General features: G+C 70.2%; 22 protein-coding genes and 1 pseudogene. 12 read left to right on the forward strand and 11 right to left on the reverse strand.

The genetic code is table 11. The features are described from left to right. Positions 1–273: 273 nt before the first annotated feature. Positions 274–1,481 (reverse strand): annotated as a pseudogene (locus AC0699_RS06320) (CoA transferase). A gap of 329 nt (positions 1,482–1,810) precedes the next feature. Further along, positions 1,811–3,349 (reverse strand): S8 family peptidase, encoded by a 1,539-nt coding sequence (locus AC0699_RS06325; protein WP_478656289.1) that lies wholly within the window; start codon positions 3,347–3,349, stop codon positions 1,811–1,813. A gap of 302 nt (positions 3,350–3,651) precedes the next feature. Here AC0699_RS06325 and AC0699_RS06330 point away from each other — a divergent pair, with 302 nt between their 5' ends. From AC0699_RS06330 to moaA, 3 genes are all read left to right on the forward strand, one after another. Next, complete coding sequence (locus AC0699_RS06330) at positions 3,652–4,017, forward strand: DUF485 domain-containing protein (RefSeq protein WP_478656291.1); 366 nt, start codon at positions 3,652–3,654, stop codon at positions 4,015–4,017. Continuing rightward, positions 4,014–5,648 (forward strand): solute symporter family protein, encoded by a 1,635-nt coding sequence (locus tag AC0699_RS06335; protein WP_478656294.1) that lies wholly within the window; start codon positions 4,014–4,016, stop codon positions 5,646–5,648. Before AC0699_RS06330 ends, AC0699_RS06335 begins: the two co-directional genes overlap by 4 nt. Before the next feature lie 200 nt (positions 5,649–5,848). Beyond that, positions 5,849–6,838 (forward strand): GTP 3',8-cyclase MoaA, encoded by a 990-nt coding sequence (gene moaA / locus AC0699_RS06340; protein ID WP_478656296.1) that lies wholly within the window; start codon positions 5,849–5,851, stop codon positions 6,836–6,838. Here the strand turns inward: moaA and AC0699_RS06345 are convergent. Both AC0699_RS06345 and AC0699_RS06350 read right to left on the reverse strand, forming a co-directional pair. After that, the gene (locus AC0699_RS06345) at positions 6,821–7,045 is read right to left on the reverse strand and encodes a hypothetical protein (RefSeq protein WP_478656298.1); all 225 of its coding nucleotides are present in this window, start codon (positions 7,043–7,045) and stop codon (positions 6,821–6,823) included. The genes moaA and AC0699_RS06345 overlap by 18 nt on opposite strands. Positions 7,046–7,238: 193 nt before the next feature. Then, positions 7,239–7,628 carry a DUF3099 domain-containing protein gene (locus tag AC0699_RS06350; protein WP_478656300.1) on the reverse strand — a complete coding sequence of 130 codons (390 nt, stop codon included), beginning with the start codon at positions 7,626–7,628 and terminating at the stop codon, positions 7,239–7,241. Positions 7,629–7,842: 214 nt separating this feature from the next. Here AC0699_RS06350 and AC0699_RS06355 point away from each other — a divergent pair, with 214 nt between their 5' ends. Further along, positions 7,843–8,118, forward strand: a complete 276-nt coding sequence (locus tag AC0699_RS06355; protein ID WP_478656302.1) for a GlsB/YeaQ/YmgE family stress response membrane protein — start codon at positions 7,843–7,845, stop codon at positions 8,116–8,118. A gap of 109 nt (positions 8,119–8,227) precedes the next feature. Here AC0699_RS06355 and tyrS read toward each other — a convergent pair whose 3' ends face one another. From tyrS to AC0699_RS06370, 3 genes are all read right to left on the reverse strand, one after another. Then, positions 8,228–9,496 carry a tyrosine--tRNA ligase gene (tyrS, locus tag AC0699_RS06360; protein ID WP_478656304.1) on the reverse strand — a complete coding sequence of 423 codons (1,269 nt, stop codon included), beginning with the start codon at positions 9,494–9,496 and terminating at the stop codon, positions 8,228–8,230. A gap of 106 nt (positions 9,497–9,602) precedes the next feature. Further along, positions 9,603–10,994 (reverse strand): metallopeptidase TldD-related protein, encoded by a 1,392-nt coding sequence (locus AC0699_RS06365; RefSeq protein WP_478656306.1) that lies wholly within the window; start codon positions 10,992–10,994, stop codon positions 9,603–9,605. Beyond that, positions 10,991–12,514 (reverse strand): TldD/PmbA family protein, encoded by a 1,524-nt coding sequence (locus tag AC0699_RS06370; RefSeq protein ID WP_478656307.1) that lies wholly within the window; start codon positions 12,512–12,514, stop codon positions 10,991–10,993. The genes AC0699_RS06365 and AC0699_RS06370 overlap by 4 nt, the downstream gene beginning before the upstream one ends. A gap of 319 nt (positions 12,515–12,833) precedes the next feature. On the opposite strand from AC0699_RS06370, the gene fabG reads away from it, so the two are divergent. The 3 genes from fabG (at position 12,834) to AC0699_RS06385 (ending at position 14,870) form a co-directional block, all read left to right on the forward strand. After that, the gene (gene fabG, locus AC0699_RS06375) at positions 12,834–13,553 is read left to right on the forward strand and encodes a 3-oxoacyl-[acyl-carrier-protein] reductase (protein ID WP_478656310.1); all 720 of its coding nucleotides are present in this window, start codon (positions 12,834–12,836) and stop codon (positions 13,551–13,553) included. A gap of 4 nt (positions 13,554–13,557) precedes the next feature. After that, the gene (gene fabI / locus AC0699_RS06380; RefSeq protein ID WP_478656312.1) at positions 13,558–14,328 is read left to right on the forward strand and encodes an enoyl-ACP reductase FabI; all 771 of its coding nucleotides are present in this window, start codon (positions 13,558–13,560) and stop codon (positions 14,326–14,328) included. A gap of 200 nt (positions 14,329–14,528) precedes the next feature. Further along, positions 14,529–14,870 carry a hypothetical protein gene (locus AC0699_RS06385; protein ID WP_478656315.1) on the forward strand — a complete coding sequence of 114 codons (342 nt, stop codon included), beginning with the start codon at positions 14,529–14,531 and terminating at the stop codon, positions 14,868–14,870. A 63-nt stretch (positions 14,871–14,933) separates the two neighbouring features. Here AC0699_RS06385 and AC0699_RS06390 read toward each other — a convergent pair whose 3' ends face one another. Then, entirely contained in the window at positions 14,934–15,608 is a 675-nt protein-coding gene (locus tag AC0699_RS06390; RefSeq protein WP_469770137.1) for a FadR/GntR family transcriptional regulator, read from the reverse strand. 155 nt (positions 15,609–15,763) lie between these two features. Here AC0699_RS06390 and AC0699_RS06395 point away from each other — a divergent pair, with 155 nt between their 5' ends. The 4 genes from AC0699_RS06395 to AC0699_RS06410 all read left to right on the forward strand — a co-directional run bounded on the left by AC0699_RS06395 (position 15,764) and on the right by AC0699_RS06410 (position 18,324). Next, a complete protein-coding gene (locus AC0699_RS06395) occupies positions 15,764–17,140 on the forward strand; it encodes a CynX/NimT family MFS transporter (RefSeq protein WP_478656318.1) in 1,377 nt (458 codons plus the stop codon). A 4-nt stretch (positions 17,141–17,144) separates the two neighbouring features. After that, on the forward strand, positions 17,145–17,261 hold the full coding sequence (locus AC0699_RS06400; RefSeq protein ID WP_478656321.1) for an SGM_5486 family transporter-associated protein: 117 nt from the start codon (positions 17,145–17,147) through the stop codon (positions 17,259–17,261). Positions 17,262–17,476: 215 nt separating this feature from the next. Continuing rightward, a complete protein-coding gene (locus AC0699_RS06405; RefSeq protein WP_478656324.1) occupies positions 17,477–17,686 on the forward strand; it encodes a hypothetical protein in 210 nt (69 codons plus the stop codon). 86 nt (positions 17,687–17,772) lie between these two features. After that, positions 17,773–18,324 carry a SixA phosphatase family protein gene (locus tag AC0699_RS06410; RefSeq protein WP_453666071.1) on the forward strand — a complete coding sequence of 184 codons (552 nt, stop codon included), beginning with the start codon at positions 17,773–17,775 and terminating at the stop codon, positions 18,322–18,324. Positions 18,325–18,667: 343 nt separating this feature from the next. Here AC0699_RS06410 and serB read toward each other — a convergent pair whose 3' ends face one another. Beyond that, positions 18,668–19,882 (reverse strand): phosphoserine phosphatase SerB, encoded by a 1,215-nt coding sequence (serB, locus tag AC0699_RS06415; protein WP_478656327.1) that lies wholly within the window; start codon positions 19,880–19,882, stop codon positions 18,668–18,670. Between the two features lie 225 nt (positions 19,883–20,107). Beyond that, a complete protein-coding gene (locus AC0699_RS06420) occupies positions 20,108–21,781 on the reverse strand; it encodes a streptophobe family protein (protein ID WP_478656329.1) in 1,674 nt (557 codons plus the stop codon). Between the two features lie 233 nt (positions 21,782–22,014). Between AC0699_RS06420 and AC0699_RS06425 the strand changes: the two genes are divergently transcribed. Further along, entirely contained in the window at positions 22,015–24,555 is a 2,541-nt protein-coding gene (locus AC0699_RS06425) for an ABC transporter ATP-binding protein/permease (protein WP_478656332.1), read from the forward strand. A 73-nt stretch (positions 24,556–24,628) separates the two neighbouring features. On the opposite strand, the gene AC0699_RS06430 is transcribed toward AC0699_RS06425, so the two are convergent. Then, the gene (locus AC0699_RS06430; RefSeq protein WP_478656334.1) at positions 24,629–25,399 is read right to left on the reverse strand and encodes a transglycosylase SLT domain-containing protein; all 771 of its coding nucleotides are present in this window, start codon (positions 25,397–25,399) and stop codon (positions 24,629–24,631) included. Between the last annotated feature and the right edge of the window lie 108 nt (positions 25,400–25,507).

The following is a 25,507-nucleotide window of genomic DNA, read 5'->3' on the forward strand; positions in this document are numbered from 1 at the left end:
TTGTCCCCTCCCCTCCGTGTTGTTGGGGGCGTCTCCCTTGGGCGGGCCCCCCCCCCCCCCCCCTCCTCCTCCTCCCCCCCCCCCCCCCCCCCCCCCCCCCCCCCCCCCTTCCCCCCCCCCCCACGCCCGCAGGGCGTAGGGGCAGATCGAGGCGCGAAGGTGCGGGGTCAGAGCCCCCGAATCAGGGGTCTGGGGCGGAGCCCCGGTTCGGGAAGGGGAGGGGAGGGGCGGTGTCGATGTGCGGCTCCGCCGCGTGGGCGCGCCGCAGGCGCTCTACGCCCACGTCGGCGCGTCCGCGCCCCACACGCCCGGCGGGCGTGACCAGGTCTCCGGGCCGCCGGCGAACGACACCGGCGGCAGCGCGTACCGGAGCCTGCCGAGCGGGCTGTCGGTCTCGGCGAGCCGGCGGCCGGGATCGTCCGCCCCGGCTTCGCCGGTCCCGGGCGGCGCCGGCGACAGCCCGTGGGTCAGGAAGCGGGCCGTTCGGGCCAGCGCCAGCCGGACCAGACGGGTACCGCCCTCGTCCTCCTGCTCGGTCAGGGATCTGAGCACCGCCGCCGCGAGCAGATAACCGGTGCCGTGGTCGAGAGCCTGCGCGGGCAGGGCACCGGAGCGTCCGCCGAACCCTCGGACAGGGCGATGCCACTGGCGGCCTGGACGAGGCTGTCGAAGCCGCGCCGTCCGCCCCACGGGCCCTCGTCGCCCCAGGCCGACAGCTGGGCCACGACCAGACCCGGCCTGGCCAGGCCGAACCGGTCCAGTGCGCCCGGGCGGTAGCCCGTGACCAGCACGTCCGCCCGGTCCAGGAGTTCGCCGAAGGTCCGCCGGTCCCCAGGGCTGGCCAGGTCGAGCGTCGCGGACCGTTTGCCGAAGCCGGCGTCGGCGTGCTGGTCCGGGAGTTCGGGCAGCCGGGGCGGGTCGATGCGCAGCACATCCGCGCCCAGCAGCGCGAGCGTACGGGTGGCCACGGGGCCCGCGATGACCCGGGTCAGATCGAGGACCCGCAGCCCGCCGGACCGGCGCCGGGGAGCCGCGTCGTCGAGCCGCTCCCGGGAGACCAGCGGCTGCCGCGCCGCGGCCGCGCCCTGTGGATGCGCCGCCCACTCCTCGGGCGTTCGGACCGCGACCGCCAGGCCTCCTGCCGCGTACACCGCCTCCTCGGCGTCCCGCGCCCGCCGCCCGGCGAGTGCGCCCTCCACACCGTCCTCGTCCGTGTCCAGCGCGGCCAGCAGCGCGGCCCGGTGGTGCGGGTAGTTGGCGTGCGTACGCACCCAGCCGTCGGCCGTGCGCCAGAAACGGGACAGCGGCGCGAACGTGACGGGAGGCCGTCCGTCGACCAGCAGGTGCCGCTCGCTCACGAACGCCGTGGCCACCGCTCCGTCGTCGACCCGCACCGCCGGGACCGGACCGCCGGCGCGGCGCGCGGCGTGCTCCGCCGCCGCGAGCGAGCACACTGCCACCGTGGCGCGGGCCAGCTCCATGACCGGCAGCCGGGCCGCGAGCAGCCCCGACGGGCCGCCGTACGAGACCCGCCCGGTGAGTCCGGGGTCACCGCCGAGCGCCGCCCACAGCCGCTCCGTACCGCCGGACCCTCCAGGAGCGAGGAACCTGCCGGACCTGCCGGACCCCCTGAGTCCTTCGCACCCATCGAGCCCTTCGCACCCATCGCGCCCGCTGCGCCCACCGAGCCCATCGCGCCCGTCACGTGAAGGAGTGTCAGTCATTCCCGCACTATGGCACCCAGTGCCAGGCGCGGGCATGGAAAGGGCCCGGACGTGACCGTTCACGCCCGGGCCCTCCCCCAACCGCCTTACCAGCGCACCGCGTCCAGTGCGTCCGTCATCCCGGCCCCGTAGAAGCCGTTCACGCTCTTCCCGCCCTCGCACACCGCGTCGACCTTGCCGTCGCCGTCGATGTCGTACGGGTTGGTGCAGTCCTGGTCGTCGGCCTGCGCGTACAGCAGCGCCTTCACCCCGGCCGGCGAGATGTACGGGTGCTTCGACTTGATGAGTGCGACGACACCCGCGACATGCGGGGACGCCATGGAGGTGCCGGCCTTGTAGGTCCAGGTGTGGCCGCCCTTGAACGTCGTTGAAAGGATCCGGCCATTGGTGGCCGGAGCCTCCGGCGGCTGGTACACCGTGGAGTCACCGCCCGGCGCCGCGATGTCGACGACTCCCAGACCGTAGTTCGAGTACGACGACTTCAGGCCCTTGGCGCCGGTCGCCGAGACCGTGACGACATCCGGCAGCATGGCCGGGATGTCCAGGCACTCGCGCAGATCGACGACCCGTGACACCGGGGTGGTGTCGTTCGGGCTGGTCGTGTCGGTGACCTCGTCGGCGGCCAGGTCCGTACGGGAGTTGCCGGCCGAGGCGACGTTCACCGCGCCCTTGCGCTCTGCGTACCGGGTGGCCCGGGTGAGCGTCTCGACCAGGGCCTTCTGGTCCTCGTCGGTCTTGCAGTTGTAGAGCCACGGGTCGGTGTAGAAGCTGCTGTTGGTCACATCGGCCCCGTGGTCGGCGGCCCACATGAAGCCGCAGAGGACCGCCTCGGTGTAGTAGAACCCGTCCGGGTTGGCCACCTTGAGGCTGGAGACCTTCACACCCGGAGCGACACCGGTGACGCCGAAGCCGTTCTTGGCGGCGGCGATGGTGCCCGCCACATGCATGCCGTGGTCGCTCTCGGTGGCCGTCGGCCGCCAGGCATTGTCCTTCGTGACCGGCACGCCGCTCACACAGTTGGCCGATCCCGCACTGTCGAAGTTCGGCGCGATGTCCGGGTGGGTGTCGTCGACGCCCGAGTCGAGGACGGCGACCGTGACGTTGCTGCTGCCCAGCGTCCGCTGGTGCGCCTTGTCCGCCTTGATGGCGGGCAGGTCCCACTGCAGCGGCTCCAGCGGATCCTGTTCGCCGGTCGCGTTCGCCGCGGCCGCCTTCATCTCCGCGGGAGTGAGCGGCTGCTCCGCGTCGATGGCGTGGTCGGTCTGCGCGGCCAGCGGGCTGGTACGGGTGGCACCCGCCGAGGTAACACCCCGCACCGTACGGATCTGCCGCGCGAAGTCGGGGTTCTGCGAGTGGACGACGATGACGCCGATCCGGTCGTAGGCGATCACCACCGTGCCGCCGGCCCTCTCGATCGCCTGCTTCACCGACGTGGCGGTGGAGTGACCGCCAGAGGTGTTGACGACGTACGACAGAGTCGGGCCGCTCGCCGTGACGGCAGTGGGCGTGTCGTCGGCGGGTGCGGCCGTCGCCGCGCCCGCGGGCAGGAATCCGAGTGACGCAGTGAGCGCCAGACCGGCGGGCAGAGCTATTGCGCGCTTGCGTCTGGCGGGCAGATGAGCCATGGGGTCTCCACATCATCCGGGTGAGCCGCCCAGTCACGGCGTGCGACTGGACGGGTACATGACGAGCGAAGTTATCGCCGATCATCGGCACATATCAACGACTTCGAGGCTTCGGAACGGAAAGTTCGCCGGAAACTCCTGACAGGGAGCCGGAAACTCCCGACAGGAAAAGGCCGATGGTGAACCGCTTCGGGGTGCCTTCCGTGCCGTTGTCAGGGGAGGAGCAACATCACCGCTCGCCCCCGCACATGCAGAGGTCCCAACCGTCCATGCCCACCGCACCCGCGTCGCGAGGAGATTCCGTGGCTACCGATGCACCGCCGCCGCCCGGCGGCACGGACACCAGTCCCGTCCAGCTCACGACAGAGTCGTTCGTCGAGGTGCAGGAGAGTGCGGAATTCGGCGAACTGCGCCGCACCTACCGCTCCTTCGCCTTCCCCCTGACCATCGCCTTCATCACCTGGTACCTGCTGTACGTCCTGCTGTCCAACTACGCGGGCGGCTTCATGGGCACCAAGCTCTTCGGCAACATCAACGTGGCCCTTGTCCTCGGGCTCGCCCAGTTCGCCACCACGTTCCTCATCGCCTGGTTCTACTCGCGGCACGCGGCCGACAAGCTCGACCCCAAGGCGGACGCGATCAAGTCCCGGATGGAGGCCGACGCATGAGCGGCACCACCCTCCAGAACGTGCAGCTCGCGGCATCGAGCGCCACCACCGAGCACCGGCCGCTGATCATCACGCTCTTCGCGGCCTTCGTCGTCGCGACGCTGTTCATCACCGTCTGGGCAGGCCGGCAGACCAAGGACGCCGCCGACTTCTACGCCGGCGGCCGCCAGTTCACCGGCTTCCAGAACGGTCTCGCCATCTCCGGCGACTACATGTCCGCCGCGTCCTTCCTCGGTATCGCCGGTGCGATCGCCCTCTTCGGGTACGACGGCTTCCTCTACTCCATCGGCTTCCTGGTCGCCTGGCTGGTCGCCCTGCTGCTGGTCGCCGAACCGCTGCGCAACTCCGGCCGTTTCACCATGGGCGACGTCCTCGCCTACCGCATGCGCCAGCGCCCGGTCCGTACCGCCGCCGGAACCTCCACCATCGTGGTCTCGATCTTCTATCTGCTCGCGCAGATGGCGGGTGCCGGCGTGCTCGTCTCACTGCTGCTCGGCATCACCAGCGACGCGGGCAAGGTCGCGATCGTCGGCCTGGTCGGCGTTCTGATGATCCTCTACGTCACTATCGGCGGCATGAAGGGCACCACCTGGGTGCAGATGGTCAAGGCCGTCCTGCTCATCGCTGGCACCCTGCTCATCACCTTCCTGGTGCTGTGGAAGTTCAACTTCAACGTCTCCGACCTGCTCGGCAAGGCCGCCGAGCAGAGCGGCAAGGGCGCGGCGTTCCTGGAGCCCGGCCTCAAGTACGGCGCCACCAGCACCTCCAAGCTGGACTTCATCTCGCTCGGCATCGCCCTGGTGCTCGGCACCGCGGGCCTGCCGCACATCCTGATCCGCTTCTACACCGTGCCCACCGCCAAGGCCGCCCGTAAGTCGGTCATCTGGGCCATCGGCATCATCGGCGCGTTCTATCTGATGACCATCGCGCTCGGCTTCGGGGCGGCGGCGCTCGTCGGCCCGGAGGAGATCAAGGCGTCCAACAAGGCGGGCAACACGGCCGCACCCCTGCTCGCCCTGCACATCGGCGGTGTCGACTCCGCGGGCGGCGCGATCCTGCTCGCGGTGATCTCCGCGGTCGCCTTCGCCACCATCCTCGCCGTCGTCGCCGGTCTGACCCTGGCGTCCTCGTCGTCCTTCGCGCACGACATCTACGCCAACGTCATCCGCAGGGGACAGGCGAGCGAGCAGGAGGAGGTACGTGCGGCCCGCTGGGCGACCGTCCTCATCGGCATCGTCTCCATCGCCCTCGGCGCGATGGCCCGCGACCTGAACGTGGCCGGTCTGGTCGCGCTCGCCTTCGCGGTCGCCGCGTCCGCGAACCTGCCGACGATCCTCTACAGCCTGTTCTGGAAGAGGTTCACCACCCGGGGCGCGCTGTGGTCGATCTACGGCGGTCTGGTCTCGTCCGTGGTCCTGGTGCTGTTCTCCCCGGTCGTCTCCGGAAAGCCGACGTCGATGTTCCCCTCGGCGGACTTCGCCTGGTTCCCGCTGGAGAACCCCGGGCTCGTCTCCATCCCGCTGGGCTTCCTGCTCGGCTGGATCGGCTCCCTGCTCTCGAAGGAGGAGCCGGACGCGGGCAAGTACGCAGAGCTGGAGGTCAAGTCCCTCACAGGCATCGGCGCCCACTGAGGAGGAATCCTTCATACGCATGACCGCGGCCGCGTCGTAGGGTCCTACGACGCGGCCGCTGCGCACCTCGTGGCAAATGGCCCCTGTCGTTGTCAGAGGTGTCGCGTAGGCTCGCTTCCATACGAGTTCTTGTACGACCTTTTCTTGTACGACCTAGATGCTTTCCCGTACGACTTCCGGACATGGGGAGGGGGCCCACAGTGCTCATCGACACCTACGGCCGTGTGGCCACTGACCTGCGGGTTTCGCTCACGGACCGGTGCAATCTGCGATGTGCCTACTGCATGCCGGAAGAAGGCCTGCAGTGGCTCGCCAAGCCCGACCTCCTCACCGACGACGAGATCGTCCGGCTCATCCGCATCGCCGTGACCCAGCTGGGGATCACCGAGGTCCGCTTCACCGGCGGCGAGCCGCTGCTGAGGCCAGGCCTCGTCGGCATCGTCGAGCGCTGCGCCGCGCTGGCGCCCCGCCCCAAGATGTCGCTGACGACCAACGGCATCGGCCTCAAGCGCACCGCGACCGCCCTCAAGGCCGCCGGGCTGGACCGGGTCAATGTCTCGCTCGACACCCTCCGTCCCGACGTCTTCAAGACCCTCACCCGCCGCGACCGCCACCACGATGTGCTGGAGGGTCTCCAGGCCGCCCGCGACGCCGGACTGACTCCGGTCAAGGTCAATACGGTCCTGATGCCGGGGCTCAACGACGACGAGGCGCCCGACCTCCTCGCCTGGGCCGTCGAGCACGACTACGAGCTGCGTTTCATCGAGCAGATGCCGCTGGACGCCCAGCACGGCTGGAAGCGCGACGGGATGATCACCGCGGGCGACATCCTTCAGTCGTTGCTCACGCGCTTCAGTCTCACGCCCGAGGGCGACGAGGCACGCGGCTCCGCGCCCGCCGAGCGCTGGCTCGTGGACGGCGGACCGCACCGGGTCGGAGTGATCGCCTCCGTCACCCGCCCCTTCTGCAGCGCCTGCGACCGCACCCGGCTGACCGCCGACGGACAGGTCCGCACCTGCCTGTTCGCGCAGGAGGAGACCGATCTGCGCGGCGCTCTGCGCTCCGCCGCGCCGGACGAGGAGATCGCCCGGATCTGGAAGCTCGCGATGTGGGGGAAGAAGGCCGGATCCGGTCTGGACGACCCGGCGTTCCTCCAGCCCCAGCGCCCCATGTCAGCCATCGGCGGCTGACTCCCCCTCCCACGCTTCGAGCGTCACGACGTCCTTCAGGAAACCCCGGATCCCGAGGAACTGGGACAGATGCTCGCGGTGCTCGTCGCACGCGAGCCAGGTCTTGCGGCGCTCGGGCGTATGCAGCTTCGGATTGTTCCAGGCCAGTACCCAGACGGCGGCTGCCCGGCAGCCCTTCGCGGAACAGATCGGGGTCTCGTCACTCACGGGATCATTGTCCCCAACGTGGCGACGCCGAGCAGCCACGGGGGGAGCTGCCCGGCGTCGGTCCGTCGCTCCGACGGGGGATGCGGAGCGCACACGCAGTATGTCACGCGGAACGGGCTGCGGTGCACAGGAACTTCATGATTGATCTGAGCTTTTCTTGAGCTTCACGGGCAGGTATGCCCGGGCTCGCCGGTCAGCCCTGCCGGGTCGTCCGTTCCGCCTCGTCCTCCGCCTGCTCCTCCGCCTGGGCCTCCCGGCCGGATGCGGCGGATTCCGGTTCGGAAGGTCCGGCGCCGAGCACCGGACGCGTGGGGGCCGGGACGAAGGTGGGGGGCAGCTTCGGAGCGCTCTCGCGGCCCGCGTTGGCGATCACCACGGCGATGTACGGCAGCGTCGCGCCCAGCACCAGCGCCACGATCGCCACATGCCGCTCGACGTTCCAGAGCGTCGCGGCCAGGATCACCGCCAGGGTCCGGATCGACATCGAGATCACATAGCGGCGCTGCCGGCCTCGCACATCTTCGGCCAGTCCCTGACGGGCTCCGGTGATCCGGAAGACCTCGGTCGTGCTGTGCTTCCGCATGTCGTTCCACCGCCCGGCTGCCACGCCGGACTCTCCCCGGTCCGGACCTGCTCCAACGGTACGCCGCGGCTCCGACGCATTCGAGACCGGGGCCGCTTCACCTGGGTGGACTATACCTCTGCGTACTGTGTACGAAGCTGTCCGACATGCGTCGTATGGCGGATACGCCGAGACTGTCCGTAACTGCTCACGTCGATCCAACCAGGAGGCAGCCATGGGCTGGTTGTGGGCGATCATTGTGGGGTTCGTGCTGGGACTGCTGGCCAAGGCGATCCTGCCGGGGAAGCAGCACAGCCCGCTCTGGCTGATCACGATCTTCGGCATCATCGGCGGGATCGCCGGCAACGCCCTCGCGGGAGCCTTCGGGATCGGGGAGACCCCGGGCATCGACTGGGGCCGCCACGCCCTGCAGATCGTCGCCGCCCTGATCATCGTCGGTGTCGGCGACATGCTCTACATGTCGGTGCGGGGCAAGAAACAGGCGGCCTGACGGCGCCGGGCGTACGACAGTGGCCTGAGGGCCTCCGCGCACGACCGCGGCCGGGTGGGGCTCGATCCTGATCGCCCCACCCGGCCGCCGTCGTGTGCCATGTGCCGGATCAGCCGGCCGTGACCTCCACCGCGGCCAGGTTCTTCTTGCCGCGGCGCAGCACGAGCCAGCGTCCGTGCAGCAGATCGTCGGCGGCGGGCACCGCGTCCTCGGCGGTCACCTTCACGTTGTTCACGTAGGCACCGCCCTCCTTGATGGTGCGGCGGGCCGCCGACTTGCTCGCGACCAGACCGACCTCCGCGAAGAGATCCGCCACCGCGGCCGGCTCGGCCACCCGCGCGTGCGGCAGCTCGGAGAGCGCCGCACTCAGCGTCCCCTCGTCCAGCTCCTTCAGCTCGCCCTGACCGAAGAGCGCCTTCGACGCGGCGATGACGGCCGCGCACTGGTCGGCGCCGTGCACCAGCGTCGTCAGCTCCTCGGCGAGCGCACGCTGGGCGGCACGCGCCTGCGGCCGCTCCTCGGTGAGCTTCTCCAGCTCCTCGAGCTCCTCACGGCTCTTGAAGCTGAGGATCCGCATGTACGTGGAGACGTCCCGGTCGTCCACGTTCAGCCAGAACTGGTAGAACGCGTACGGCGTCGTCATCTCCGGGTCCAGCCAGACCGCCCCGCCCTCGGTCTTGCCGAACTTGGTGCCGTCCGCCTTGGTCATCAGCGGCGTCGCGAGCGCGTGCACGTTCGCGTGCGGCTCCAGGCGGTGGATCAGGTCCAGGCCCGCGGTCAGGTTGCCCCACTGGTCGCTGCCGCCCTGCTGCAGGGCGCAGCCGTAGCGTCGGTACAGCTCCAGGAAGTCCATGCCCTGCAGCAGCTGGTAGCTGAACTCGGTGTAGCTGATGCCCTGGTCGGACTCCAGCCGGCGGGCGACCGAGTCCTTGGTCAGCATCTTGTTGACGCGGAAGTGCTTGCCGATGTCCCGCAGGAACTCGATGGCGGACATGCCCGCCGTCCAGTCCAGGTTGTTGACCATCACCGCGGCGTTCTCGCCCTCGAAGGACAGGAACGGCTCGATCTGGGCACGCACCCGCTCCACCCAGGCCGCGACGGTCTCCGGGTCGTTCAGCGTGCGCTCCGCCGTCGGCTTCGGGTCGCCGATCTGACCCGTCGCCCCGCCCACCAGCGCCAGCGGGCGGTGGCCCGCACGCTGGAGCCGGCGCATGGTGAGCGCCTGCACCAGATGCCCCACGTGCAGGCTGGGCGCCGTCGGGTCGAAGCCGCAATAGAACGTGACGGGACCGTCCGCGAGCGCCTTGCGCAAAGCGTCCTCGTCAGTGGACAGGGCGAAAAGCCCGCGCCACTTCAGCTCGTCGACGATGTCCGTCACGGTCCTGTATCTCCTCGAACAAGGGAAAAACGATGATGACTGCGATGGCTGCGATGCTTGCCTCCGCAGTCCGCTGCTTCAGCAGTCTATGGGCTCGTCGCCGGGCTCATACGCCCTGGCTGACCGAGCTCATGTTGAAGTCCGGGATGCGCAGCGCGGGCATCGCGGCCCGGGTGAACCAGTCGCTCCACTCGCGCGGCAGCGTCTTCTCCGTCCGCCCGGCCTCGGCGGCCCGCGACAGCAGATCGACCGGCGACTCGTTGAACCGGAAGTTGTTCACCGCGCCGGTGACCTCCCCGTTCTCGACGAGATAGACGCCGTCCCGGGTCAGCCCGGTCAGCAGCAGCGTCGCCGGGTCGACCTCGCGGATGTACCAGAGGCAGGTCAGCAGCAGCCCCCGCTCGGTCGAGGCGACCATCTCCTCCAGGGACCGCTCGCCGCCGCCCTCCAGAATCAGATTGCCGGCGCCGGGAGCGACCGGCAGCCCGGTCAGGCCCGCGCTGTGCCGGGTGGTGATCAGCCGGTCCAGAGTGCCCTCCCGTACCCACTCCGTCGCCGACAGCGGCAGACCGTTGTCGAACACCGAGGCGTCGTCACCGGAGGAGTGCGCGATCACGAACGGCGCGGACTCAAGACCCGGCTCGTTCGGATCGCTGCGCAGCGTGAGCGGCAGCTCGGAGAGGGACTCGCCGATGCGGGTGCCGCCGCCGGGCTTCGAGAAGACCGTACGGCCCTCCACGGCGTCCCGGCCCGAGGACGACCACAGCTGGTAGATCAGCAGATCCGCCACCGCCGTCGGCGGCAGCAGCGTCTCGTACCGGCCCGCGGGCAGCTCGATACGGCGCTCCGCCCAGCCCAGCCGGATCGCCAGCTCCCCGTCGAGCGCCGCCGGGTCCACGTCCTTGAAGTCCCGCGTCGAGCGGCCCGCCCACGCCGAGCGGCTGCGGTCGGGCGACTTCGCGTTCAGCTCCAGCGTGCCGTTCGGCTGGTCGTGGCGGAGCCGTACACCCGCCGACGTACCGAGATACGTCGAGGTCAGCTCGTGGTTGGCGAAGCCGTACAGCTCACGTCCGCCGGACCGGGCCCGGGCGAAGGCCTCGCCGAGCGCGGGCGCGAAGTCCGCGAAGACGGCCGAGGACGTCTCGGCCGGGGCGTCCGTGAAGTCCCCGGCCACCGGGACGCCGGTCACCAGCGGCTGCGCGTCCTCCGCGGGACCCGCGGCCCGGGCGGCGGCCTCGGCGGCTCGCACCAGCGGCTCCAGGTCGTCAGCGGTCACCGCCGACCGCGACACCACACCGGACGCGGTGCCCTGCGTCCCGTCGACCGTGGCGATCACGGTGAGGGTACGGCCCCGGGTCACCCCGTTCGTGGTCAGAGCGTTCCCCGCCCAGCGCAGATTGGCCGACGAATGCTCGTCGGCGATGACCACACACCCGTCGGCGGTGGACAGTTCGAGGGCACGCTCGACGATCTCGTGCGGCTTGCTGACAGGGCTCATCGACCGGCCTCCTGAGTCGTGTTGAGGATGTTCACTCCGCGGAACAGCGCGGACGGGCAGCCGTGGGAGACCGCCGCGACCTGGCCCGGCTGGGCCTTGCCGCAGTTGAAGGCACCGCCGAGGACGTATGTCTGCGGGCCGCCGACCTTCTCCATCGAGCCCCAGAAGTCCGTCGTCGTCGCCTGGTAGGCGACGTCCCGCAGCTGACCGGCCAGCCGGCCGTTCTCGATCCGGTAGAAGCGCTGCCCGGTGAACTGGAAGTTGTAGCGCTGCATGTCGATCGACCAGGACCGGTCGCCGACCACGTAGATGCCGCGCTCCACGCCCCCGATCAGATCCTCCGTCGAAAGACCGCCCGGCTCCGGCTGCAACGACACGTTCGCCATCCGCTGCACCGGAACATGCCCGGGCGAGTCCGCGAACGCGCAGCCGTTGGAGCGGCCGAGGCCCGTCAGCCGCGCGATGCGCCGGTCCAGCTGGTAGCCGACGAGCGTGCCGTCCTTGACGAGGTCCCAGCTCTGCGCCTCGACGCCCTCGTCGTCGTACCCGACCGTGGCGAGACCGTGCTCCGCCGTCCTGTCGCCGGTCACATTCATCACCGACGAGCCGTAGCGCAGCTTGTTCAGCTGGTCGAAGGTGGCGAAGGACGTGCCCGCGTACGCCGCCTCGTAGCCGAGCGCCCGGTCCAGCTCGGTGGCGTGGCCGATCGACTCGTGGATCGTCAGCCACAGGTTGGACGGGTCCACGACCAGGTCGTACGCCCCCGCCTCGACGCTCGGCGCGCGCATCTTCTCGGCGAGCAGCTCCGGGATCTGCTCCAGCTCGGAGTCCCAGTCCCAGCCCGTCCCCGTCAGATACTCCCAGCCGCGGCCGACCGGCGGCGCGATCGTCCGCATCGAGTCGAACTCACCGGTCGTCTCGTCCACGGCGACCGCCGTGAGCTGCGGATGCAGCCGCACCCGCTGCTGCGTGGTGACGGTGCCCGCCGTGTCCGCGTAGAACTTGTTCTCGTGCACGGTGAGCAGCGAGGCGTCCACATGCGCCACACCGTCCGCCTGCAGCAGCCGCGTGCTCCAGTCCGTCAGCAGCGCGGACTTCTCCTCGTCGGCGACGGTGAACGGATCGATCTCGTACGACGAGACCCACGTACGGTCCGCGTGCACCGGCTCCTCCGCGAGCTCCACCCGCTCGTCGGACCCCGCCGCCGCGATCACCTGCGCGGACAGCTTGGCCATCGCCACGGCCTGGCTCGCGACCCGCGCTGCCGCGTCCATGGTCAGATCGACCCCGGACGCGAAACCCCATGCCCCGCCGTGCACGACCCGCACCGCGTACCCGAGATCGGTGGTGTCGGAGGAACCGGCGGGCTTCGCGTCCCTCAGCCGCCACGCCGCGCTGCGCACCCGCTCCAGCCGGAAGTCGGCATGCTCGGCGCCGAGTGCGCGGGCCCGCGCGAGCGCCGCGTCGGCGAGTGCCCGCAGCGGCAGCGCCAGGAAAGACTGATCGATGTCATGGGGCACAGCGGCCCTCCCCTTCTCGACTTCTCGACCCAACCGATTACGACTCGCAGTGAATCATGCAGTGCCGACAGTCACGACGGCCATCGCTTTGCGGCCTGCGACGGCGGGGCGCGCCGGGAATGAGCCGCAGACGTCGGGAGACGTCAGGGCAGGACCGGTCCTGGCCTGGGGCGGATGCTCGGGTCAGCGCCGCCGGACCGGCCTTCTGTAGGGACCCGACAGTGCATCCGGTACGCCACTGTCAGGGGTCGATCCCCTGCAGAAGGGGCGGTACCGATAGGTTTTCGCAGTACCAGACCGCTATCGAAAGGGTGATCCGTTGAGCCGCTCGGTTCTCGTCACCGGAGGAAACCGGGGCATCGGCCTCGCCATCGCCCGCGCGTTCGCCGAAGCCGGTGACAAGGTCGCGATCACATACCGGTCGGGGGAGCCGCCGGAGGCCCTGACCCAGCTCGGCTGCCTGGCCGTCAGGTGTGACATCACCGACGCCGAACAGGTGGAGCAGGCCTACAAGGAGATCGAGGACAAGCACGGTCCCGTGGAGGTGCTGGTCGCCAACGCCGGCGTCACCAAGGACCAGCTGCTGATGCGGATGTCCGAGGAGGACTTCGTCTCCGTCCTCGACACCAACCTCACCGGCACCTTCCGTGTCGTGAAGCGGGCCAACCGCGCCATGCTGCGGGCCAAGAAGGGCCGTGTCGTCCTGATCTCCTCCGTGGTCGGCCTGCTCGGCTCCGCGGGCCAGGCCAACTACGCCGCCTCCAAGGCCGGCCTGGTCGGCTTCGCCCGTTCCCTCGCCCGCGAACTCGGGTCGCGGAACATCACGTTCAACGTCGTCGCGCCCGGTTTTGTCGACACCGACATGACCAAGGTGCTCAGCGACGAGCAGCGCGCGGGCATCGTTTCGCAGGTGCCGCTCGGCCGTTACGCGCAGCCGGAGGAGATCGCCGCCGCGGTGAAGTTCCTCGCCTCCGACGACGCCTCGTACATCACTGGAGCCGTCATCCCCGTTGACGGCGGATTGGGCATGGGTCACTGATCACATGAGTGGAATCCTCGCCGGCAAGCGCATCCTCATCACCGGTGTGCTGATGGAGTCCTCCATCGCCTTCCACACCGCGAAGCTGGCCCAGGAGCAGGGTGCGGAGATCATCCTGACGGCCTTCCCGCGGCCCACCCTGACCGAGCGGATCGCCAAGAAGCTCCCCAAGCCCACCAAGGTCATCGAGCTCGACGTCACCAACGACGAGCACCTCGGCCGCCTCGAGGACGCCGTGCGCGAGGAGCTCGGTGGTCTGGACGGCATCGTCCACTCCATCGGCTTCGCCCCGCAGGACGCGCTCGGCGGCAACTTCCTGAACACGCCTTTCGAGTCCGTGGCGACCGCGATGCACGTCTCCGCGTTCTCGCTGAAGTCGCTCACCATGGCCTGCCTGCCGCTGATCCCGCAGGAGGGCGCCTCGGTGGTCGGCCTGACCTTCGACGCCCAGTTCGCCTGGCCGCAGTACGACTGGATGGGCCCGGCGAAGGCCGCGCTGGAGGCCACCTCCCGCTACCTCGCCCGTGACCTGGGCAAGCAGCACGTCCGCTGCAACCTGATCTCGGCCGGCCCCATCGGCTCCATGGCAGCCAAGTCCATCCCGGGCTTCACGGAGCTCGCGGACGTGTGGAACCACCGTTCCCCGCTGGAGTGGGACATGGCCGACCCCGAGCCGGCCGGCCGCGGTGTCGTCGCGCTTCTGTCCGACTGGTTCCCGAAGACCACGGGCGAGATCATCCACGTCGACGGCGGCGTGCACATGATGGGCGCGTAACGCAGCGTAACGAAAGTCAGGGCGTCACCCGGACGCCTGCGATGCCCCGGTCACCCGCTGTGTGCGGGGGACCGGGGCATCGCCCGTTCGGGTCAATGGAACGGGCGGACGGCCCCCCGGCCGGGTGACCCTGGAGAGGCAATCCCTCCCTTGTGGTGCAGCAGCGGCGTTCGCCGCAGTACGGCCGAGGAGGTCTGCTTGTGCGTACGTCCTGGCGTTCAGCGTTCGCGCTGGGGGTACTGGTGGCCCTTCTGTGGCCGGTACCCCCAGCGGCCTCGCAGTCGCGCGGGGAGTCCGCTCCCCAGCCCTTCGGGGCCGACTGCAGCGTCTACGTCGACGGCTCCCGGGCCACGGCGTACTGCCACAACCCCTACCTGGACACCGATCGGGTCCAGCTCCACGTCGAGTGCGAGCGGTGGTGGGACGTCGACGCCGACAGCAAGCCCGTCGACCTCGGCCCGACCGGCCGCGCCGAACTCAGCGAGCGCTGCTGGAAGGAGATACGCACCGTCTGGGTGAGCCATCTGCGCCGGCCCTCGTGACGACCGCGACCGTGCGGCTCATGAGACCGCGCCCGTGTCTCATGACGATCACGACCGTGCGGCTCACACGCCGTTGCGCAGACACATGAAGGGGTAGCTCGCGGCCTCCGACGCCGCCGTGTCCCCGTCGCACGCGCGGATCGCCTCGACGAGCCGCGCATGGTCCATGTGGTTCTCCGGGCGCAGCTCCTGCCCCACGTCGTCGCGCAGCCAGTCGCGCAGCAGATCACCCAGGTCGGCGTAGAGCGCGGTCAGCACGTCGTTGTGGGACGCCGCGACGACCGCCAGGTGGAATGTGGCGTCGGCCGCGACGAACACCTCGGCGTCGCCCGACTCCCACGCCTCCTCACGGCGCGCCAACAGCGTGTCCAGCTGCTTCAGCTCCCGCTCCGTACGGCGCTCGGCGGCCAGCCGGGCCGCGGAGGACTCGAGGGTGGAGCGCAGCTCGGCGATGTGCCGCGGGTCGGCGTCGGCGAACCGGCGGTGCATGACCCCGGCCAGCTCGCTCGTTGCGACGACATAGGTGCCCGAGCCCTGCCGGATGTCCAGGAGCCCGTTGTGGGCGAGCGCGCGGACCGCCTCGCGGACGGTGTTGCGAGCCACGCCCAGCTGCTCGACCAGTTCGGGTTCGGTCGGAATCCGCGAGCCCACCGGCCACTCACCCGAGGTGATCTGGTTCCGCAGCTCGGTGATCACCTGGTCCGAGAGGGCGGAACGCCGGGGAGAGGTCAGCGCCATGGTGCTCCTTGTCCGCGGGATCGGTAAGCGACGTCATACAGAAGTCTGTCGGATGAAAGTCGTACGGAAAGTCGATGAGGAGCCGTACGCACAGCCTTACGCCAGAGTCGTACGGGATTGGACAACCAATCATCCCATGATTCTATGATGGCTCCATGTCCGACGAGACCCAGACCCGCACCCTGAGCCCCGCCACCACGGCACCCCGCACACGGGTCGATTCTCCCGCGCCGAAATCCCAGGCGTGGCTCGCGCGGCTCGTCGTCGTCGGTCTCGTCCTCGCCGCGCTCAACCTCCGCCCCGCCATCACCAGCCTCGGCGCCCTCCTCGAAGAGGTGCAGAGCGGACTCCACATGAGCGGCAGCGTCGCCGGAGTCCTCACTTCCGTACCGCCGCTCTGCTTCGCGGTCTTCGGCATCACCGCGCCCCGGCTCGCGCGCCGCTTCGGTCCCGCCGCCACCGTCTGCGCCGGAATGGCCGCCATCACCGCGGGACTGCTGATACGTCCCTTCGCGGGGGGCACCGCCGGATTCCTCGCCGCCAGTGCGCTCGCCCTCGTGGGCATCGCCGTGAGCAACGTCCTGATGCCGGTGATCGTCAAGCGGTACTTCCCGGACCGTATCGGCAGTGTCACCGGGCTCTACTCGATGGCCCTGTCGCTCGGCACCGCGCTCGCCGCGGCCGCGACCGTGCCCATGACGGAGGCGCTGGGCGGCAGTTGGCGCACCGGTCTCGTCGTCTGGGCCGGGCTCGCCGCCGTCGCCGTCCTGCCGTGGATCCTGCTGGTACGCGACCGCGACCGGGGCAGGGGGCCGGGCACGAGCTCGAGCACAGGTCCGGGCGCAGGCACAGGCACGAGTACGGGCACGAGTACGGGCACGGGCACGGCCTCCCCGCGGCTCGGCACGCCCGCGGACGGACGGACCGGGCAGGCACCCGCCCCGCGCATCACCCGCAGCCGTACGGCCTGGGCCCTCGCCTGCTTCTTCGGCCTCCAGGCCACCGGCGCGTACATCACCATGGGCTGGATGCCGAAGATCTTCCGCGACGCCGGAGTCCCGGCAGGCACGGCAGGTGTGCTGCTCGCCGTGACCATGGTCATGGGCGTTCCGCTCGCCTTCGTGATCCCCCGGCTGGCCACCCGGCTGAAGACGCAGGGCCCGATCGTCGTCGCCCTCGGCCTGTGCGGACTGACGGGCTACGCGGGCCTGTTCCTCGCCCCGGCCGTCGGCGCCTGGGCCTGGGCGCTGCTGCTCGGCATCTCCAACTGCGCCTTCCCCCTCGCGCTGACCATGATCGGCATGCGGTCCCGCACCGGCGCCAGCGTCGTACGGCTCTCCGCCTTCGCGCAGAGCACCGGCTATCTGATCTCCATCCCCGGGCCGCTGCTGGTGGGCGTGCTCTACCAGCACAGCGGCGGCTGGGAACTGCCGCTCGCACTGATGGCCGGGCTGATGCTGCCGCAGATGGCGGTCGGCATCCTGGCCGGGCGGGACCGCACGGTCGAGGACGAAGCCGGGATGCGACACTGAGCCCATGCCTGTGCTCGACCCGAACCCCCCGAACGGCCAGAAGAAGCTCCTCCTCGTCTTCGGCGCGATGATCGCCATCACCGTGATCATCGGCGTCATCGCCTCGATCGCCTCGCCCTGAGTCCAGGGCGTCACCTCGCGCTGAAGCCGGGACGTCCCCTCGCCCTGAAGCCGGGACATCGCCGCCCCGAAGCCGCGAAGGTAGGGCTGGCCCCACCATCCCCTAGGGGGTGAGTGTCAGGGGGAACTGGGTGGCTCACCGGATGGGGGAGAGGGCTCATGATCCGTAGGTTTGAGGTATCGCAGCAGCGCACCTTCTGACCCACGGAGGCGGCCATGTCGGCCCGTACGCACACCCGGTCCCACGTCCCGGCCGCCGCCGGTGTCGACGTACGGCTGCCGTGGTGGGCCGTCGTTCTGCCGGTGATCGCCTTCGCCACGCTGTTCGTGCTGATGACCGGGACAGGCGAGGCGCAGGCCGCCTCCGTCGACCCCTCCGTGGGGGCCTTCCTGGACCGGATCCAGCAGACCCTGACCGGTTCCTGACCACCGGGTTGGACCTTGTTCACCTTCGCGGGATTGCACGTCAACCCCCTGCGCCTGCTGGCTGATTTCATGCGAAGCTGAGGTGCATGAGCACCGCTGAGCTTTCCGGTGGGATGCCCCCCGGACACCCCGTATCGCGAAGGATCGTCCTACTCCGCCATGCCAAGGCCGACTGGCCCCAGGTGCCCGACCATGACCGGCCGCTCGCCGATCGGGGCCGCACGGACGCCACGGTCGCGGGCCGCAAGCTCGCCGACACCGGCATCCCCTTCGACCTGGCCCTGTGCTCGACAGCGGTGCGGACCCGCGAGACCTGGAAGCTGGCGGTCCATGAGCTGCCGCATCGCCCCAGGACGGTGTACGAGGAGCGGCTGTACGACGCCTCCCTCGGCGATCTGATCGCGCTGCTCAACGAGACTTCGGACGAGGTCGACGAACTGCTGCTCGTCGGCCACAACCCTGGAATGCACGCCCTCGCAGACGCCCTCGCGGGCAAGGTGGAGGGCGACGCACTGGCCAGGATGAGCCGCGGCGGCTTCCCGACCGCCGCCTTCGCGGTGATCGGCTTCTCCGGCTCCTGGAAGTCCGTCGAGCACGGCGTGGGCACGCTCCTCGACTACTGGGCCCCGCACGATTAGCCGCCGTACGCCGTTCATGGACCGGCCCCGGTACGCGATCCGCGTTCCGGGGCCGGTCCCGTGCAGTGTCTGCGAGCCAGGTCCTGTCCGGCCTGATCCAGAAGGCAGGTCCCGGTCAGGACAGGCGTAGGGCCTAGGCCGTGTTTGAGAACTAGCGCCGTCCGCCCGCAGGGCGGGGCTCGAGGCGTCTGGTGCGTGCAATCGCAAGGCGGAGGATCATCCTCGTACTGGACGTACTTGGATGACTCCGACAACGCAGCGTGGGGGCACCTCCCGTGCCCGAAGGGCTACGGGGGAGTGCGTGCCAGGCGTCGCGAGCCAGGCGGGAGTTCTGAAACACGGCCTAGTCCTCGTGGACGTCCGCCGCCTCCACCTCTTCACGGGTGACCCCGAGCAGATAGAGCACGGCGTCCAGGAAGGGCACGTTCAGCGCCGTGTCCGCGGCCTTCCGGACCACGGGCTTGGCGTTGAAGGCGACTCCGAGGCCCGCCGCGTTCAGCATGTCCAGATCGTTCGCGCCATCGCCGATCGCCACGGTCTGGGCGAGCGGTACGCCCGCCTCCGCCGCGAACCGGCGCAGCAGCCGCGCCTTGCCCGCCCGGTCCACGATCTCGCCGACGACCCGCCCGGTGAGCTTCCCGTCCACGATCTCCAGCGTGTTGGCGGAGGCGAAGTCCAGCCCGAGACGCTCCTGGAGGTCATCCGTGACCTGTGTGAACCCGCCGGAGACGACGCCGACTTGGAAGCCGAGCCGCTTCAGCGTACGGATCAGGGTGCGGGCGCCCGGGGTGAGCCGTACCTCGGTACGCACCTTCTCCACCACCGACGCGTCCAGGCCCGCCAGCAGCGCCACGCGCGCGTGCAGCGACTGCTCGAAGTCCAGCTCCCCGCGCATCGCGGCCGCCGTCACCTCGGCGACCTGCTCCTCGCACCCGGCGTGTGCCGCGAACAGCTCGATGACCTCGTCCGTGATCAGCGTGGAGTCCACGTCCATGACGACCAGCCGCTGGGCCCTGCGGTGCAGCCCTGCCGAGACGACCGCGACATCCACGCCGATCTCCGCTGCCTCGGTGGCGAGTGCGGTGCGCAGGGGCTCGGTCTCGCAGCCGGACACCGCGAACTCCACAGCGGTCACCGGATACTTCGCGAGCCGGAAGATACGGTCGATGTTTCCGCCGGTGCCGGTGATCCTGGCCGCTATGGCCGCGGTGGACTCGGCGGTGAGCGGGTGCCCGAGGACGGTGACATGGGAGCGGCCACTGCCGCGCGGCCGGTTGTCACCGATGCCCGAGATGATCTCGGCCTGCAGCTTCAGGGCTTCGGCCCAGCCGTGCACGGTCGCGCGCAGCTCGCCCTCGGTGCCGGCGGTCGGCTGTGTGACGAGCGCGCACAGGGTGATGCGGCCACGCGTGACGACCTGCTCGATGTCGACCACGTCGACGGAGTAGGCGGCGAGGGTGTCGAAGAGCCCCGCGGTGATCCCGGGACGGTCCTTCCCGAAGATCTTGACGAGGAGGGTGGGGACGTCGGTGGCCTGTGGGGGCTGCGATGCGCTCATGGTGTCTCCACCGTATCGGGCACTCCGTGCCACGCGCCGCCCCGTCCCGCTTACCGGACACCTCGGCCTCCGGCACGGTGTACGACCGCCGTCCGGCAGGTGACGCGCGGGTGTCGCATGCTGTGCGGGCAGTCGTTCGCCGGGGGTACCTCCCAGGCAAGCCCTGGGGGGAAGAGCGGGTGGGCAGAACTCCCCATCGGGCCGTAGCCGCCCGGGTGCGGCTCCTCAGCGGTGCGTCCGCGGCACCCCCGGAGGCGGCGGCTCATCAGGCGGCCTGTCCTGCGGACCGTCCCAGGACGGCCTCGGCGACGGATACGGCGGCAGCACCGGCCCCGCGACCGTCGGCGCGCCATGCAGCCCATGCCCCCCGTCCCCGCCCTCCGGGAACCGCAGATACGGGTTCGTATCCGCGTTCGGCGGGCGATACGGAACCGACGGCCGGTACGGGCCCTCCGGCAGTGCCGGGACCGCCGGCCGGCCCACGGCGGACGGCGCCGCACGCCGCCCCGCCGCCCCCACCCCGTACGCCACCAGCGCTCCCAGTCCGCCCGCCGCCGCGCCCCACACCGCTCCCAGCACCAGCGCCGTCCCCGGATGCCCGTGGAGCTCGATCCCGGCCCCGAACGCATCGAACCCGAGCACCGAGAGCGACGCGTCCGCAGACACCTCCGTCACTACGACCAGCAGCGGCAGGGCGACCGCCGTCACCGCACCCAGTGCCACCGCACACCGCCCCGCGAACCCGGCCGCCCCGACTCCGCCGGCCCGCGGCGTCCGGACCGCCGTCAGCACACCGGCGCAGAGCATCATCAGCGCGCACGCCACCGCCAGCAGCCACGACCGCCCGTCGAGCTCCGCCAGCCGCCCGACGGTCACCGGCTCGTCGGCCGAGACCCGCAGCAGCTCGTCCAGCGGATCCGGCAGCAGCTTCGCCAGCTCACCGGTCGCCGTGCCGTCCCACGGCACGAAGAGACCCAGCGGGACTCCCAGCCACACGCCGTTCGGCGTGCCGAGCAGCGCCGCGCCGCCGATCCTTCCCGGATGCCCGTCGCCGGCCGCCGCGTACGCCGCCGCCGCGGCCCCCGCCGCCACCGCGACCAGCAGCACCGTCACCAGCGCCGACACCGCCGGCCGCACCCGCCGGTGCAGAGCCTCCCAGCCGCGCGGCAGCGGCGTACGGCGCGAGGCGAGCAGCGCGACGAGGAGCACGCCGAGCACCCAGAACAGCCCGCCGGCCAGCGAGTGCGCGGTGTCGACGGTGAAACCGACCGACGCCTTCGCCTGCACCAGATCCCCGAGCCGGTCGGGCAACAGCCCCCCGATGTCACCGATGTCACCGAGCCCCGGCACCTTGATCCCGCCGCCCGCGCCCGCGCCCCCGCTCCCGTCACCGCCTCCGCCAGGCAGGTCGTCAATTCCCAGCGCGCTGCCGTCGAACGTGATGACGTCGTGGCCCGCCCACGCCAGCCCGCCGACCATCCCGAGGAACAGCGCCACCAACACCCCCACTCGCGCGGCCAGTTCCGTACCCGGCAGATACGCCTGTGCCGTGCGCAGCGAGCGCAGGAAGAAGTGCGCGAGCAGCAGCGCCCCCACCAGGCTCACCCCGAGTGGCGTGATGTCGACGGCCGTCGAGGCCTCCGCGCCGTCGAGTCCGAACACGGACACATCGCCCGACGGCGTGACGGATCCCCCCACCGCGAGCACCGTCAACGCCGCGGTCATCGGCCCCAGTGAGCCGCTCGCGTCCGCGCCCAGCAGGTGCAGTCCGAGTGCGGCCGTGCCCGCCATCCCGGCCATCGCCCAGCTCACCGCGGCGATCGAGGCGAGGACCACATCGCCCCACGGCACACCGCCGTACACATCGGTTGTCGGGACCCTGTTGCTGCTCACCGCCATCAGGACCCCCCGATCCGCGCCGACTTGTCCCCTTCGTGCATGATCCGTGTGCACTCATGGGTGCTTACCACTCTCCGGGCGTGTTTCTCCTCAGTCAACGGCGCATCCGTAGAACACTGAACGCCGTCTTCGCAAGGCCCGGCTTTCGGATACGGGACCGGGCCTGAAATAGTTCCTCACGATGTTCGCCATCCCTAGACTCCCTGTGATGGGGGTACCTCGGGGGACAACTAGTGGGGCATGGAGTGCCGGAACTCGTACTGGAATTGAACGGAAGGACCTGGACCCTCGATCCGTCCAGGTCGTACACCCTCGGCCGCGATCCGCAGGGTGACCTGGTGATCGATGACGCCAGGGTCTCGTGGCGGCACGCCACGATCAGCTGGGGCGGCCGGAGTTGGGTCATCGAGGACCACGGCAGCACCAACGGCACGTATGTGCAGGGTCAGCGGATCCATCAGATGGAGATCGGCCCCGGCTCCGCGGTGCACCTCGGCAACGCCACCGACGGCCCGCTGCTGAGCCTCTCCGGCGCCGCGGCCGGTGCGTACAGTGCACCCGCCGCCGCGCAGCAGGCCGCGGCGGCCCAGCAGGCTCCGGCCCAGCAGCCGCAGCAGAACTGGCAGCAGCAGGCCGACCCGGCCCCGCAGCAGAACTGGCAGCAGCAGGCTCCGGCCCAGCAGCAGGCCCAGGTTCCGCACCAGCAGGGCCCTGACGAGCGGTTCGCGCAGAAGACCCCGGGCCAGGCACCCCCGGTGTACGGAGACCGCAGCCCGACCACGTTCCACCAGTTCTCGCTCGGCCGCGTCATGCGTATCGGCCGTGCGCTGGAGAACGAGCTCGTGGTCTCCGACCTCCAGGTCTCCCGCCACCACGCCGAGTTCCACGCGACGCCCGACGGCCGCTTCGAGATCCGCGACCTCGGCTCCCACAACGGCACGTACGTCAACGGCCAGCCGCTCGCCAAGTCCGGCTCTGCGCTCATCGGTCCGAACGACATCGTCGGTGTCGGTCACTCGACCTTCCGGCTCGTCGGTGACCGGCTCGAGGAGTTCGTCGACACCGGCGAGGTCTCCTTCTCGGCCCGCCACCTCACGGTGACGGTCGACGGCGGCAAGCAGATCCTCAAGGACGTTTCCTTCGGCGTCCCGGAGAAGTCGCTGATCGGTGTCATCGGTCCGTCCGGCTCCGGAAAGTCGACGCTGCTCAAGGCGCTCACCGGCTACCGTCCCGCCGACCAGGGTGACGTCCTCTACGACAACCGCAGCCTCTACAAGCAGTTCGCCGAGCTGCGCCAGCGCATCGGTCTGGTCCCGCAGGACGACATCCTGCACAAGGAGCTGACCGTCCAGAAGGCGCTCAGGTACGCGGCGAAGCTGCGCTTCCCCGGCGACACCGCCGCGGCCGAGCGCGAGGCCCGGATCGACGAGGTCCTGCGCGAGCTCAAGCTCGACATCCACAAGGAGAAGAAGGTCACCTCCCTCTCCGGTGGCCAGCGCAAGCGTGTCTCCGTCGCCCTGGAGCTGCTGACCAAGCCGTCGCTGATCTTCCTGGACGAGCCGACCTCCGGCCTCGACCCGGGCATGGACCGGGACGTCATGCAGCTGCTGCGCGGTCTCGCCGACGACGGCCGTACGGTCCTCGTGGTCACCCACTCGGTGGCCGAGCTGGGGCTCTGCGACAAGCTGCTCGTCATGGCACCCGGCGGCTCCGTGGCGTACTTCGGCCCGCCGGAGGAGGCGCTCAACTTCTTCGGCTACACCACCTGGGCCGATGTCTTCTCGGCGTTCGAGAACTACCGCGACTACGACTGGGCGGGCCGCTGGAAGGGCTCGCAGCACTACCAGATGTACGCCGCGGACATCGACGCCGTCGCCGCCCAGCCGGTGCAGATGCCGCCTCAGGCGATGGCCAAGCCACCGAAGCCGCAGGGCTGGGGCTCCCAGCTGTGGACGCTGATCCGCCGGTACAGCTCGGTCATCGCGTCCGACAAGGGCTTCATGGGCCTGATGGTGATCCTGCCGGCCGTCCTCGGCGTGGTCTCGGTCGTCATCCCGGCCGACTTCGGCCTCGCCCCGCCCACCCCGCCGTCCCGGTTCAACGGCGACGCCGGCACGATCATGCTGATCCTCGCGGTCGGCATGTGCTTCTCGGGCGCCGCCAACTCCGTACGAGAACTGATCAAGGAACGGGTCATCTACGAACGGGAGCGGGCCACCGGCCTGTCCCGCTCGGCGTACCTGATGTCCAAGGTGATCGTCCTCGGCGTGATCACCGCCATCCAGGGCGTCATCATCTGCGCCATCGGCTTCGCCACCCGCGAGCTGCCCGAAGAAGGCCTGATCATGCCGCCGGCCGTCGAGCTCTGCGTCACGATCATCGCGCTCGGCTTCACGTCGATGATGTTCGGTCTGGTCATCTCCTCGCTGGTGAAGACCGCCGAGAAGACCATGCCGCTGCTGGTCATGTTCGCGATCGTCCAGGTCGTCTTCACCGGCATCCTCTTCCAGGTGTACGGCTCGCCCGGCCTGGAGCAGTTCGCCTGGCTGATGCCGTCCCGCTGGGCCATCGCCGGTGCCGGCGCGACCCTCGACCTCGCGCACCTCATGCCGCCGTGGGACCCGAAGAACCCCGAGGACCTGGACCCGCTGTGGGAGCACACGGCCGGCCAGTGGGGGATCAACATCACCATCCTGCTGCTCATCGGCATCGCCTGCGGCTTCGCGGTGGCGCGTCTGCTGCGCCGCCACGAGCCCGAGGTCATGCGCAAGTAACCCCGTACGCGAAGACGCCGCAGGGCGGCACCCGGATCTCTCCGGGTGCCGCCCTGCGGCGCATGGGGGTCTGTCAGTACGCGCTGTTCACGTTGTCCATCGAGCCGTAACGGTCGGCCGCGTAGTTGCAGGCGGCGACGATGTTGGCGACCGGGTCGTACTGGTCCCAGGAGGTGCCGGGGATGTGGTACGCGTCGAAGGTCGGCTTGATGACCTGCAGCAGGCCCTTCGACGGGACACCGTTGATCGCGTTGATGTCCCAGTTGTTGATGGCACGCGGGTTACCGGAGGACTCACGCATGACGTTCTTGTGGATGCCGTGGTAGGTGCCCGGGATGTTGTGCTTCTTCATGATGTCCAGGGCCTCGCGGATCCAGCCGTCCAGGTTGTTCGCGTAGACGGGCTTACGGGCGGCGGCGCGGCTGGCAGTCTGCTCCGCGGCGCGCTGCTTGGCAGCGGCCTCGGCCTTCGCGGCGGCCTTGGCCTGGGCGGCGGCCTGGGCCTTCGCCTTGGCGGCGGCCTCGGTCTGGGCCTTCGCCTTGGCGGCGGCCTCGGCCTTGGCCTTCGCGGCGGCCTTGGCCTGGGCAGCGGCCTTGGCCTGGGCGGCGGTGAAGGCGTTCTGCTCGGCGATGCTCGCCTGCAGGGCGGTGGCCTTCGCGGTGTCGACGCTCGTGGACCAGGCGACCTGGGAGGCGGGCGCGGACTGCGTCTCGGTGCCGGCGACAGCGTTGCCCGGGACGAGCGAGAACGCGAGGGCGGAGGCGCCAACAGCGGCGACACCGGCGATCGAGAACTTGTGGGTCTTGGACATACGGCGGAAGCCGGGGGTGCGGGACGCGTTCATGCGAGACGTACCTCTTCGAATAGCGGGAGTCGCTTTGGCCGGGAGGCGCAGCGCCTGCTCGGCGGCGACGAACGCAATTCTTAGCGGCCGCAATTTCTTGTGGCAAAG

The organism is Streptomyces sp. NPDC043870 (genome assembly GCF_056435785.1).

What these genes read in the sequence shown, in the direction of transcription:
- AC0699_RS06325 (WP_478656289.1), bottom strand. Translation starts at nt 3,349, where the DNA reads ATGGCTCATCTGCCCGCCAGACGCAAGCGCGCAATAGCTCTGCCCGCC.
- AC0699_RS06335 (WP_478656294.1), top strand. Translation starts at nt 4,014, where the DNA reads ATGAGCGGCACCACCCTCCAGAACGTGCAGCTCGCGGCATCGAGCGCC.
- AC0699_RS06350 (WP_478656300.1), bottom strand. Translation starts at nt 7,628, where the DNA reads ATGCGGAAGCACAGCACGACCGAGGTCTTCCGGATCACCGGAGCCCGT.
- AC0699_RS06355 (WP_478656302.1), top strand. Translation starts at nt 7,843, where the DNA reads ATGGGCTGGTTGTGGGCGATCATTGTGGGGTTCGTGCTGGGACTGCTG.
- AC0699_RS06365 (WP_478656306.1), bottom strand. Translation starts at nt 10,994, where the DNA reads ATGAGCCCTGTCAGCAAGCCGCACGAGATCGTCGAGCGTGCCCTCGAA.
- fabI (WP_478656312.1), top strand. Translation starts at nt 13,558, where the DNA reads ATGAGTGGAATCCTCGCCGGCAAGCGCATCCTCATCACCGGTGTGCTG.
- AC0699_RS06390 (WP_469770137.1), bottom strand. Translation starts at nt 15,608, where the DNA reads ATGGCGCTGACCTCTCCCCGGCGTTCCGCCCTCTCGGACCAGGTGATC.
- AC0699_RS06395 (WP_478656318.1), top strand. Translation starts at nt 15,764, where the DNA reads ATGTCCGACGAGACCCAGACCCGCACCCTGAGCCCCGCCACCACGGCA.
- AC0699_RS06400 (WP_478656321.1), top strand. Translation starts at nt 17,145, where the DNA reads ATGCCTGTGCTCGACCCGAACCCCCCGAACGGCCAGAAGAAGCTCCTC.
- AC0699_RS06405 (WP_478656324.1), top strand. Translation starts at nt 17,477, where the DNA reads ATGTCGGCCCGTACGCACACCCGGTCCCACGTCCCGGCCGCCGCCGGT.
- AC0699_RS06410 (WP_453666071.1), top strand. Translation starts at nt 17,773, where the DNA reads ATGAGCACCGCTGAGCTTTCCGGTGGGATGCCCCCCGGACACCCCGTA.
- serB (WP_478656327.1), bottom strand. Translation starts at nt 19,882, where the DNA reads ATGAGCGCATCGCAGCCCCCACAGGCCACCGACGTCCCCACCCTCCTC.
- AC0699_RS06420 (WP_478656329.1), bottom strand. Translation starts at nt 21,781, where the DNA reads ATGGCGGTGAGCAGCAACAGGGTCCCGACAACCGATGTGTACGGCGGT.
- AC0699_RS06430 (WP_478656334.1), bottom strand. Translation starts at nt 25,399, where the DNA reads ATGAACGCGTCCCGCACCCCCGGCTTCCGCCGTATGTCCAAGACCCAC.